Raw genomic sequence first — 10,570 nt, 5'->3', positions numbered from 1 at the left:
CAGCACATGGCTCTCGCCATAGAAGCCGTGCAGGTCGGCGATCTCCAGCATCGCCGTTCCCACTTGGGCGGTCTTGGTCTGCATCCCGTCAGGCATGTCCGGTTCCCCCCGTACCCATATAAGCTTCCATCACCTGCGGGTTCTTCGAGACGACCTCGTAGGGCCCCTCCGCCAGGATCTCGCCGCGGCGCAGAACGGTGATGGTGTCCGACAGGTGGGCGACGACCGACAGATTGTGCTCCACCATCAGAACGGTGCGGTCGGCGGCGACGCGCTTGATCAGGGCGGCGGTGCCCTCGATGTCCTCGTGCCCCATGCCGGCCAGCGGCTCGTCGAGCAGCATCACCTCGGGGTCGAGCGCCAGCGTGGTGGCGATCTCCAGCGCGCGCTTGCGGCCATAGGGCAGCTCGGCGGCGGTGTGGCCGGCCCAGGGGGTGAGGTTGACCGCCTCGATCAGCTCCAGCGCCCGGCCGTGCAGGTCGTGGAGCGACGATTCGGACTTCCAGAAATGGAAGCTGGCGCCGAGCGGCCGCTGGAGCGCGACACGGACATTCTCCAGCACGCTGAGATGCGGGAAGACGGCCGAGATCTGGAAGGAACGGACCAGCCCCATCAGCGCGATGTCGGCGGGCTTGGTGCGGGTGATGTCGCGGCCCTTGTAGAGGATCTGGCCGCGGGTGGGGGTGAGGAACTTGGTCAGCAGGTTGAACACCGTGCTCTTGCCGGCGCCGTTCGGGCCGATCAGTGCGTGGATGGTGCCGCGGCGAACCTGCAGGTTCACCTCCTTCACCGCCACGAACCCCTTGAACTCCTTTGTCAGGTTGCGCGCTTCCAGGATGATGTCGTCGTTCGGTGCGGCGTTCATCGGTCGCGAATTCTCCTCCCGTTCGTCCTTATGTCCAGGGCATATGCCCGGCGGCCGCCGTGCGGCGGGACGTTTCACCGATTGTTGTACGCACGAAGCGTGCCAGATACGGAGTCGCTTCGGCCGGGCCGCCGGCCCCTTTGTTTCTCCGCGGGTTTCGGTTCGCTGTCCTCCCTCTGACCGACACCCCTGCGTCGGAAAGTGTCGGATCCCTGGACACTCTGTCCACAAAACATGACAGCATCCAAAGTGTCGGCATGCAAGATCGTCCGTGTGGCAGACGCCTTATTGCGGGCTTGCCAAACGGGCTCGGCACTGCGATGGTGGCCGTCCGACGGTGCCCTGCCCGTCCTGACGGGCGGCGGGGATAATAGGGAATGCGGTACGGACCTTCCCGGGTTTCCCGGAAGCGCCAAAGCCGCGGCTGCCCCCGCAACTGTGAGCGGCGAGCGTCCCGTCCATCATGCCACTGGCCCTCCGCGGCCGGGAAGGCGGACGGCGATGCGACGACCCGCGAGCCAGGAAACCTGCCGGCGGACACACAGAACCTTTTCCAACCCCGCCGGGTGTGGCGGGAGAACAAGGATGTTTTCGATGACCGCCCGTTCGATGAACGCCGCCAGCTCCGCGACCCGCAGCGCCGCCCAGACCGCGGTCGCCGCCTTCGCCGCGATCCTGCTCGGCAGCTTCCTGCTGTATGGCGTCGGCTTCGCCCAGCCGCAGCAGATCCACGATGCGGCGCACGACGCCCGTCACTCCTTCGCGTTCCCCTGCCACTAAGCAGCGGGTCATGGAACTGATCCGGCGGCTGTTCACAGCCGCTTTGGTCGCGGGCGTGCTCTCCGGCACGGCCGCTTCCGTCGTTCAGCAGGCGACGACCGTCCCGCTGATCCTCGAAGCCGAGAAATACGAGGTGGTGACCCCGCCTCCCGCAACCGCCGCGCCTACGGCTGGCGCTCCGGCCGCCAGCCAGGCCGAAGGCCACCAGCATGGCCCCGTGCGCGAGGTCGGCGAAGGCGTGCCGGTCACGCTGGACGAGGCGATGCAGCGCATCGGCCTGACCATCGCCGCCAACCTGATCGCCGGCGTCGCCTATGCGCTGCTGCTGGGTGCCGCGATCCTGCTGGCCGGACGGCCGGTCGATGCCCGCCGCGGGCTGGTCTGGGGCATGGGCGGCTTCGTCGCCGTCTCGCTGGCCCCGTCCTTCGGTCTGGCCCCGGAACTGCCGGGCATGGCCGGGGCCGAGCTGGAGCTGCGTCAGCTCTGGTGGCTGTCCGCCGCGGCCGGGGCCGGCGTCGGCATCGCCGCCCTCGCCTTCGCCCGCAACCGTCTGGTCATCGCCGTCGCCGTTCTGGCCGCAGCGCTGCCCCATCTGATCGGCGCGCCCCATCCGGAAAGCGCCGAGGGCGCCGTTCCACCGGAGCTGGCCGCCCGCTTCGTCACCGCCTCGCTGGGGTCAGCCGCCCTTTTCTGGGCGATCCTGGGTTCCGTCTGCGGCTGGCTGATGAGCGGCATGGTCGAACCGGCCGAACGGCACCCGGCCCTGCGGGTCCAGCCCGGCGCGCGTTAAGGAGGCTCAGTCCCATGTCCGCTCTTGCAAAAACGGCCGCCGGCAAGGTTCCGGCGACCGTCATCACCGGCTTCCTCGGCGCCGGCAAAACCACGCTGATCCGCGGCCTGCTGGAAAAGGCCGATGGCCGCCGGCTGGCGCTGATCATCAACGAGTTCGGCGATGTCGGCATCGACGGCGACATCCTGCGCGCCTGCGGCAACCCGACCTGCACCGAAGACGACGTGATCGAGCTGGCGAACGGCTGCCTGTGCTGCACCGTCGCCGACGATTTCGTCCCGGCCATCGAGAAGCTGCTGGCCCGGCCGGAGCCGCCCGAGCACATCGTGATCGAGACCAGCGGCCTCGCTTTGCCCAAGCCGCTGGTCCAGGCTTTCCACTGGCCGGCGATCAAGACCCGCGTCACCGTCGACGGCGTGATCGCCGTGGTGGACGCCGCCGCCGCCGCGGAGGGCCGCTTCGCCCCCGATCCCGCGGCGCTGGAGGCCCAGCGCGACGCCGCCGGCACCGTCGATCACGAGACGCCGATCGAGGAGGTGTTCGAGGACCAGCTGCTCTGCGCCGACCTGATCGTCGTCAACAAGACCGACCTGCTGGCCGACGGCGATCTCGCCCGCGTCGAGGACCTGATCCGCGGCGCCCTCGCGCACACAGTCGGCCGCGACGCCAAGCTGGTCTGCGCCTCCCAGGGCGCGGTCGATCCGCTGGTCCTGCTCGGTGTCGGTGCGGCGGTGGAGGACGATCTCGCCAACCGTCCCAGCCACCATGACGACGAAGAGGGCCACGACCACGACGACTTCACCAGCTTCGTGGTGGAGCTGCCGGCGCAGCCCGATCCGGCCGCCCTGGCGATGACGCTGGAAAAGGTCGCCGGCCTACATGGCGTTCTGCGCCTGAAGGGCTTCATCGACGTGCCGGCCAAGCCGATGCGCCTGCTGGTCCAGGGTGTGGGCACCCGCATCCAGACCCATTACGACCGCCTGTGGAAGCCGGGCGAGGAGCGCCGCAGCCGTCTGGTGGTGATTGGGGAGACCGGGCTGGACCGCGATGCGGTGACACGGGCGATTGCCGGTTAAGAGTTAGAGTAGTGCGGCGTCCGCCCCCTCCTTGACCTTCGCCGTTTCCGAGGGGGGGAGGGGGCAGTCGCCCCTGGACATCAAACCATGCACCTGCTTGCCGCCCGCCAGGACGAACTGGACGCCGGCCCCCAGGCGGAAGACCTGGGGCAGACGCCGGCCGACCTCGTCATGCTGTCCTTTTCCGACAGCGACCTGACCGCGCTCGCCGCCGCATGGCGGGCGGGCCGCGAGTGGCTGCCCAGCCTCCGCCTCGCCAACCTCAACCGGCTCGGCCATCCGCTGTCGGTCGATCTCTACGCCGACACCGTCGTCGCCAAGGCCAAGCTGGTGGTTCTGCGCCTGCTGGGCGGCAGCGGTTACTGGCGCTATGGTCTCGACCGCCTGTCCGCCCTCTGCCGCGAGCGCGGCATCCCGCTCGCCGTCCTGTCCGGAGAGGCGCAGCCCGACCCGAACCTGGCCGCCTACGGCACCGTTCCGCCGGACACCGCCGACCGGCTGTGGCGCTACTTCACCGAGGGCGGCCCGGCCAACATGACCCATCTGCTGGCCTGCGCCGCGACGCTGGCCGGCACGCCGCTGCCCCACGAAGACCCGGCTCCCGTCCCGCGCTTTGGCGCATACGACGGTTGGACCGGCCCCGCAGCCGCCCCCCTGGCTGCCGACTCCCCGGTCGCGGCGGTGGTGTTCTACCGCTCCCATCTGCTGGCCGGCGACCTCGCCCCGGTCCATGCCCTGTGCGACACGCTGGCCGCCCGCGGCCTCGCCCCCCGGCCGCTGTTCGTCGCCAGCCTGAAGGAACCGGACTGCGCCGCCTGGATGCGGGCCAGCCTGATTGCGCAGAACGCCGCCGTCGTCGTCAACACCACCGCCTTCTCGGCGGCGCGCGAGGACGGTTCGCCGCTGGAGGCCAACGGCACGCCGGTGCTGCAAGCCATTCTCGCCACCACGCCGGAAGCCGGCTGGCAGGCGTCCTCGCGCGGGCTGGCGCCGTCCGACCTCGCGATGAACGTCGTGCTGCCGGAGATGGACGGCCGCATCATCGCCCGCGCCATCGCCTTCAAGACAGCGGGGGATCCCGACCCCGATCTGCAATTCGCCGCACCGGCCCTGCGGCCGATCCCCGACCGCGTCGCCTTCACCGCCGACCTCGCGGCCAGTTGGGTCCGCCTGTTCCGCACCCCACGGGCGGAGCGGCGGGTCGCGCTGGTGCTGTCCGACTATCCCGGCCCCGGCGGCGGCATCGGCCATGCCGTCGGCCTCGACAGCCCGGCCAGCACCGTGGCGATGCTCCAGCGCCTGTCCGCCGAGGGATACGGACTGTCCGCCATTCCGGACAGCGCCGCCACGCTGATGGAGTCCCTCACCGGCCCACCCACCGCGACCCTGCCGCTCGCCGACTATCTGCGCTTGGCCCCGCCGAGCTTGCGCGCCCGCATTGCCGAGACCTGGAGCGAGCCCGCCGCCGACCCGGCCTGCCGCGACGGCGCCTTCGCCTTCCGCACCCTGCCCTGCGGCAATGCCGTGGTGGCGGTGCAGCCCAGCCGCGGCCACGGGCCCCTGACCACCGCCCAGCATCACGACCCCGACACCCCGCCCAGCCACGGCTATCTCGCCTTCCATTTGTGGCTGCGCCATGCCGTCGGCATCGATGCGCTGGTGCAGATCGGCGCCCATGGCACGCTGGAGTGGCTGCCCGGCAAGGCGGTGGCGCTGTCGGCAGAGTGCTGGCCGGAAATCGTCGGCGGCGCCCTGCCGACCCTCTATCCCTTCATCGTCAACAACCCCGGCGAGGGGGTGCAGGCCCGCCGCCGGCTGGGCGCCGTGCTGATCGGCCATTTGACTCCGCCGCCGGTGGAATCCGGCCTCTACGGCGACCTCGCCGCGCTGGAAACCGCCATCGACGAATATTCGCAGGCGACCGGCCTCGACCCGCGGCGGCTGGGCATGCTGCGCGAGACCATTCTCGACCTCGCCTGGAAATCCGGCATCGCCGCCGATTGCAATTTGCGGCCCGACGACGATCCCGACGCCATCCTGTCGCGGCTGGACGCCCATCTCTGCGACATCAAGGAACTGCAGATCCGCGACGGCCTGCATGTCTTCGGCCACAGCCCGGCCGGCGAGCGCCGCGACCGGCTGACCGCCGCTGTCGCACGGAGCGCCGATCCGGCCATGGTCGCCACGGCGGTCGATGCCTGCGGCGAGGCGGAGATGCGGGCTCTGCTCGACGGGCTGGACGGCCGCTTCGTCCGCCCCGGGCCCGGCGGATCGCCGGCGCGCGGGCGGGCGGACACGCTGCCGACCGGCCGCAACCTCTATGCGCTCGACCCGCGCGGGGTGCCGACGCCGACCGCCTGGACTCTCGGCTGGCAGGCGGCGGATGCGCTGATCACCCGCTATCTTCAGGACCATGGCGACTGGCCGCGCCGGCTGGTGGTCGATTGCTGGGGCACGCCCGCCATGCGCACCGGCGGCGACGAGCTGGCCCAGGCGCTGGCCCTGCTCGGCGTCCGCCCGATTTGGGAGAACGGCTCCGGCCGCGTCACCGGCTACGAGATCATGCCGGCCGGCGTGCTGGGCCGACCGCGGGTCGATGTGACGCTGCGCATCTCCGGCCTGTTCCGCGATGTCTTCCCGCAGCAGATCGCCCTGTTCGATCAGGCGGTGCGCGCCGTCGCCGGGCTGGACGAACCCGACGACACCAACCCGCTGGCCGCCACCGCCAGAGCCGAGGAACAGCGCCTCGCCAGCGCCGGCACGGCCGCGGAGGACGCCCGCCGCTGGGCCACCGCCCGCATCTTCGGTGCCGCTCCCGGCATCTACGGCACGGCGCTGTCCGGCATGATCGCGCGCGGCGACTGGACCGCGCGGGCCGATTTCGGCGCCGCCTATCTGGAGGGCGGCTGCCACGCCTATGGCGCCGGGCTGGAGGGGGTTCCGCTGCCGGCCTTGTTCCGCCGCCGGGTTGGCGGTGCCGACGCCCTGGTCCACCATCAGGACCAGCGCGAGCACGACGTGCTGTCCACCGACGGTTTCATGCAGTTCGAGGGCGGCTTCGCCGCCGCGGCCGCGCTGGAGGACTCCGAGCCGGCGCTCTACCATCTCGACAGCGCCGATCCGGACAGGCTCGCCATCCGTACCCTGGCGGAGGAGATCGCCCGCACCCTGCGCGGCCGGGCGGCCAACCCGCGCTGGATCCAGGGCATGATGCGCCATGGCTATCGCGGCGCCGCGGAACTGGCGGCGAGCGTCGATACCCTGTTCGCCTTCGCCGCCACCACCGATGCCGTACGTCCCGCCCATTTCGACCAGCTGTTCGACGCGTACGTCGAGGATTCGCAGGTGTGGGACTTCCTGTCACAGGACAACCCTGCCGCTGCCCGGCACATTCTGGCGCGCATGAGCGAGGCGCTCGACCGCGGCCTGTGGCATCCCCGCCGCAACTCCACCGCGGAGGATCTGCAGCGCCTCCGGGAGAGCGCCGCATGACGAACCCTGCCACCATCCAGCCGCGGCGCCGCGGCGCCTGCCCCGGCGTGCTGGCGCCGATGCAGGTCGGCGACGGGCTGCTGCTGCGCGTCCGCGTTCCGGCCGGCGTGCTGCCGGCCGATCATGCCCGCCAGATCGCGGAGTTGGGAAGTCGTTACGGCAACGGTCTGATCGACCTCAGCCAGCGGGGCAACCTGCAACTGCGCGGCATCGCCGCCGATGGGCTGGAGCCGGTGACCGACACCCTGCGCGGCATGGGACACGTCTCCGGCGATGCGGCGAGCGAAGCGGTCCGCAACGTGCTGTGCTCCCCCACCGCCGGACTGGATCCCACAGCGGCGATGGACGTATGGGCGGCGGCGCGTACGCTGGATGCCCGGCTGGCGGAGGATGCCGCTCTGCACCGCCTGCCGCCGAAGTTCGGCTGGCTGGTTTGCGGCGGCGGCATCGGCCATCTGGCGGACAGCAGCACGGACGTACGCTTCGACGCGGTGGATGGCGAACGGTTCCGGGTGTCCTTGGGCGGGACGCTGGCGAAGGCGGCGCCGCTGGGGCTTTGCCGGGCGGACGACGTTGCGGATGTGGCGTCGGTGCTCGGGCGTGCCTTTCTCGAGTTGCGCGCGACACTGCCGGAGCCGCCACGCCGCATGGCGGGTCTGGTCGCGGCGATTGGCACTGATGAAATCGGCAAACGCCTCTCCCGCCTGATTTCTCCTCTCCCCCCCGGGGAGAGGATCAAGGTGAGGGGGACGCACCTCATGGATGTCTTCGGCGATGCCGAACCCCCTCATCCTAACCTTCTCCCCAAGGAGGAGAAGGAATCCCGCGTTGGGGAGGCGCCATCCTTCCTCACCACCGCCTTCCCCTTCGGCCGCCTCACCGCCACCACCCTCGCCGCCCTCGCCTCCGCCTGCGCCGAGATCCGCATCACCCCCTGGCGCGCTCTCATCCTCGTCGCCCCCTCCAAGGACGCCGAAGCCGTCGCCCACACCCACGGCGCCATCCTGTCCCACACCGACCACCGGCTGAAGCTGACCGCTTGCAGCGGGGCTGGCGGCTGCGATGTCGGCACCACCGACACACATGCGGCGGCGCTCGCCATCGCCGAGCGCGCAGGCCCCTTGCTGGACCCCGTGCGAATGGTGCATGTGTCGGGCTGCGCCAAGGGCTGCGCCCATCCCGCCATCGCCGATGTCACCCTGACCGCCCGCGACGGGGTGTATGACGTCGCCCTGAACGCAAAAGCCGGTGACGCTTCCCCGTACACCGGCCTGTCCCCCGCCGACGCCGTGGCCCGCGTCGCGGATCTGTTGACCGAGGAGTCCACCGGTGCCTGAGCCGCTCTATGACTATATCCGCGACGGAGCGGCCATCTACCGCCAGTCCTTCGCCACCATCCGGGCGGAGGCCGACCTGACCGCCATTCCCGACGACCTCAAGCCGGTCGCGGTGCGCGTCATCCACGCCTGCGGCATGGTCGATGCGGCCCAGGACCTGCTGTTCTCCACCGATGTCGGCAGTGCCACCCGTGCCGCCCTGCGCGCCGGCGCCCCCATCCTCTGCGACAGCGAAATGGTCGCCCATGGCGTGACCCGCGCCCGCCTGCCGGCCGGCAACGCCGTGGTCTGTACGCTCCGCGACGCCGCCGTGCCCGATCTGGCGAAGACCATCGGCAATACCCGCTCCGCCGCGGCACTCGACCTGTGGGGCGACCGGCTCGGCGGATCGGTCGTCGCCATCGGCAATGCGCCGACCGCCCTGTTCTACCTGCTGGAGATGCTGGCGGCCGGCGCGCCGAAACCGGCGGCGATCCTCGGATTTCCCGTCGGCTTCGTCGGGGCGATGGAAAGCAAGGAGGCGCTGGCGGAAAACCCCTTCGGCGTGCCTTATCTGGCGATCCGCGGCCGGCGCGGCGGCAGTGCCATGGCCGCCGCCGCCGTCAACGCGCTGGCGAGCGACGTCGAATGAGCGACGATATCTTCTTCCCCAATCTCCTTCCGGGCACCCTGTTCGGTGTCGGCGTCGGTCCCGGCGACCCGGAGCTGATGACCTTGAAGGCGGTGCGCACCATCGGCGCCTGCCCGGTCGTCGCCTATTTCTGCAAGCGCGGCACCCGTGGCCAGGCCCGCCGCATCGCCGATCAGGCGATCAGGCCCGACCAGATCGAATTGCCGATGGTCTATCCGGTGACGGTGGAGCTGCCGCCGACCCACCCGGACTACGGTCGCCAGATCGAAGCCTTCTTCGATGAGTCCGCCGAGCGCATCGCCGAGCATCTCGCCGCCGGCCGTTCGGTCGCAGCGCTGAACGAGGGAGACCCGTTCTTCTACGGCTCCTTCATGCACCTGTTCCTGCGGCTGTCCGGCCGTTTCAAGGCGGAGGTCATTCCCGGCGTCACCAGCATGGTGTGCAGCGCCTCGCTGCTGCCGCGCCCGCTGATGCTGCGCGACGACGTGCTGTCGGTAATCCCCGGCACGCTGGACGAGGCGGCGCTGGTCCGCGCGCTCACCGCCGCCGATGCCTGCGTCGTGATGAAGCTGGGCCAGAACCTGCCCAAGGTCCGCCGCGCCATCGCCGCCGCCGGACTGGCCGAGCGGGCCTGGTATGTCGAGCGCGCCAGCATGGACGAACAGCGCTTCATGCCCTTCCTGGAGGCGCCGGACGTCGCCCCCTACTTCTCCCAGATCGTCATTCCGGGCGAGGGCAAGCGCGGATGAGCGGCCCGGTGAACAATGGCTGGTTGAAAGTTGTTGGACTGGGTCCGGGCCCCGATGTCTGGCTGACGCCGGAAGCCCGGCGCGATCTGGCCGAGGCGACCGACCTTGTCGGCTATTTCCCTTATGTCGATCGCGTGCCGCCGGGCGATCAGGTGCGCCACGCCTCCGACAACCGGGTGGAGCTGGACCGCGCCCGCTTCGCGCTCGATCTGGCGGCGCAGGGCCGGCGGGTGGCGGTGGTGTCGGGCGGCGATCCCGGCATCTTCGCCATGGCCGCCGCCATCTTCGAGGCGCTGGACGATCCCGGCGCTCCCGAGGCGTGGCGCGCGGTGCCTCTCTCGGTCGACCCCGGCGTTTCCGCCATGCAGGCCGCCGCAGCGCGGGCCGGCGCGCCGCTCGGCCATGATTTCTGCGCCATCTCGCTGTCCGACAATCTGAAGCCGTGGGAGGTGGTGCTGCGGCGCCTGCGTCTGGCGGCGGAGGCGGATTTCGTCATCGCGCTCTACAACCCGATCTCCAAGGCCCGGCCCTGGCAGCTGGGCGCCGCCTTCGACGCCCTGCGCGACATCCGCGCGCCAGAGACGCCCATCGTGCTGGGCCGCGCCGTCGGCCGCCCCGACGAGGAGCTGACGGTGACGACGCTGGGCGAGGTGCGGGCGGAGCAGGCCGATATGCGCACGCTGGTCATCATCGGTGCCTCGCACACGCGGTTCGTGGCGCGTGCGGATGGTGGGCGCTGGGTCTACACCCCCCGGCATTACCGGGGGTGAGGATGAGGGTGACGACCAATCCACCGCGAGTAACCCTCTCCCCCCCGGGGAGAGGGCTGGGTGAGGGGGACGCGCCACGA

Annotated in this window: 9 protein-coding genes and 1 riboswitch; of the genes, 8 read left to right on the top strand and 1 reads right to left on the bottom strand. The window is 70.8% G+C overall.

Translation table 11 applies throughout. From position 1 onward, the window contains the following. Positions 1-88 precede the first annotated feature (88 nt). Complete coding sequence (locus TSH64_RS22015) at positions 89-865, bottom strand: ABC transporter ATP-binding protein (RefSeq protein ID WP_109448265.1); 777 nt, start codon at positions 863-865, stop codon at positions 89-91. 318 nt (positions 866-1,183) lie between these two features. After that, positions 1,184-1,415: riboswitch (cobalamin riboswitch) on the top strand. Positions 1,416-1,459: 44 nt separating this feature from the next. Here TSH64_RS22015 and TSH64_RS22010 point away from each other — a divergent pair. The 8 genes from TSH64_RS22010 to cobJ all read left to right on the top strand — a co-directional run bounded on the left by TSH64_RS22010 (position 1,460) and on the right by cobJ (position 10,490). Continuing rightward, entirely contained in the window at positions 1,460-1,645 is a 186-nt protein-coding gene (locus tag TSH64_RS22010; RefSeq protein ID WP_109452930.1) for a CbtB domain-containing protein, read from the top strand. Between the two features lie 10 nt (positions 1,646-1,655). Then, positions 1,656-2,435 carry a CbtA family protein gene (locus TSH64_RS22005; protein ID WP_109448263.1) on the top strand — a complete coding sequence of 260 codons (780 nt, stop codon included), beginning with the start codon at positions 1,656-1,658 and terminating at the stop codon, positions 2,433-2,435. Positions 2,436-2,449: 14 nt separating this feature from the next. Continuing rightward, positions 2,450-3,511 (top strand): cobalamin biosynthesis protein CobW, encoded by a 1,062-nt coding sequence (gene cobW, locus TSH64_RS22000; protein WP_109448261.1) that lies wholly within the window; start codon positions 2,450-2,452, stop codon positions 3,509-3,511. Positions 3,512-3,598: 87 nt separating this feature from the next. Continuing rightward, positions 3,599-7,003, top strand: a complete 3,405-nt coding sequence (cobN, locus tag TSH64_RS21995; RefSeq protein WP_109448259.1) for a cobaltochelatase subunit CobN — start codon at positions 3,599-3,601, stop codon at positions 7,001-7,003. Further along, positions 7,000-8,340, top strand: coding sequence for a precorrin-3B synthase (gene cobG / locus TSH64_RS21990; protein ID WP_109448257.1), 1,341 nt, complete (start codon positions 7,000-7,002; stop codon positions 8,338-8,340). Before cobN ends, cobG begins: the two co-directional genes overlap by 4 nt. Further along, positions 8,333-8,971, top strand: a complete 639-nt coding sequence (locus tag TSH64_RS21985) for a precorrin-8X methylmutase (RefSeq protein ID WP_109448255.1) — start codon at positions 8,333-8,335, stop codon at positions 8,969-8,971. The genes cobG and TSH64_RS21985 overlap by 8 nt, the downstream gene beginning before the upstream one ends. Then, positions 8,968-9,720: a precorrin-2 C(20)-methyltransferase gene (locus TSH64_RS21980; protein WP_109448252.1), complete on the top strand. Its 753-nt coding sequence runs from the start codon at positions 8,968-8,970 to the stop codon at positions 9,718-9,720. Before TSH64_RS21985 ends, TSH64_RS21980 begins: the two co-directional genes overlap by 4 nt. Beyond that, entirely contained in the window at positions 9,717-10,490 is a 774-nt protein-coding gene (gene cobJ / locus TSH64_RS21975) for a precorrin-3B C(17)-methyltransferase (RefSeq protein ID WP_109448250.1), read from the top strand. Before TSH64_RS21980 ends, cobJ begins: the two co-directional genes overlap by 4 nt. Positions 10,491-10,570 lie beyond the last annotated feature (80 nt).

The sequence above is a fragment of the Azospirillum sp. TSH64 genome (assembly GCF_003116035.1).
Lineage (GTDB): Bacteria > Pseudomonadota > Alphaproteobacteria > Azospirillales > Azospirillaceae > Azospirillum.
This window is presented reverse-complemented; position numbering and strand designations above follow the sequence as displayed.

Coding starts and splice junctions, on each gene's coding strand:
- cobJ (WP_109448250.1), top strand. CDS start 9,717: ATGAGCGGCCCGGTGAACAATGGCTGGTTGAAAGTTGTTGGACTGGGT.
- TSH64_RS22005 (WP_109448263.1), top strand. CDS start 1,656: ATGGAACTGATCCGGCGGCTGTTCACAGCCGCTTTGGTCGCGGGCGTG.
- TSH64_RS22010 (WP_109452930.1), top strand. CDS start 1,460: ATGACCGCCCGTTCGATGAACGCCGCCAGCTCCGCGACCCGCAGCGCC.
- TSH64_RS22015 (WP_109448265.1), bottom strand. CDS start 865: ATGAACGCCGCACCGAACGACGACATCATCCTGGAAGCGCGCAACCTG.
- cobW (WP_109448261.1), top strand. CDS start 2,450: ATGTCCGCTCTTGCAAAAACGGCCGCCGGCAAGGTTCCGGCGACCGTC.
- cobG (WP_109448257.1), top strand. CDS start 7,000: ATGACGAACCCTGCCACCATCCAGCCGCGGCGCCGCGGCGCCTGCCCC.
- TSH64_RS21980 (WP_109448252.1), top strand. CDS start 8,968: ATGAGCGACGATATCTTCTTCCCCAATCTCCTTCCGGGCACCCTGTTC.
- cobN (WP_109448259.1), top strand. CDS start 3,599: ATGCACCTGCTTGCCGCCCGCCAGGACGAACTGGACGCCGGCCCCCAG.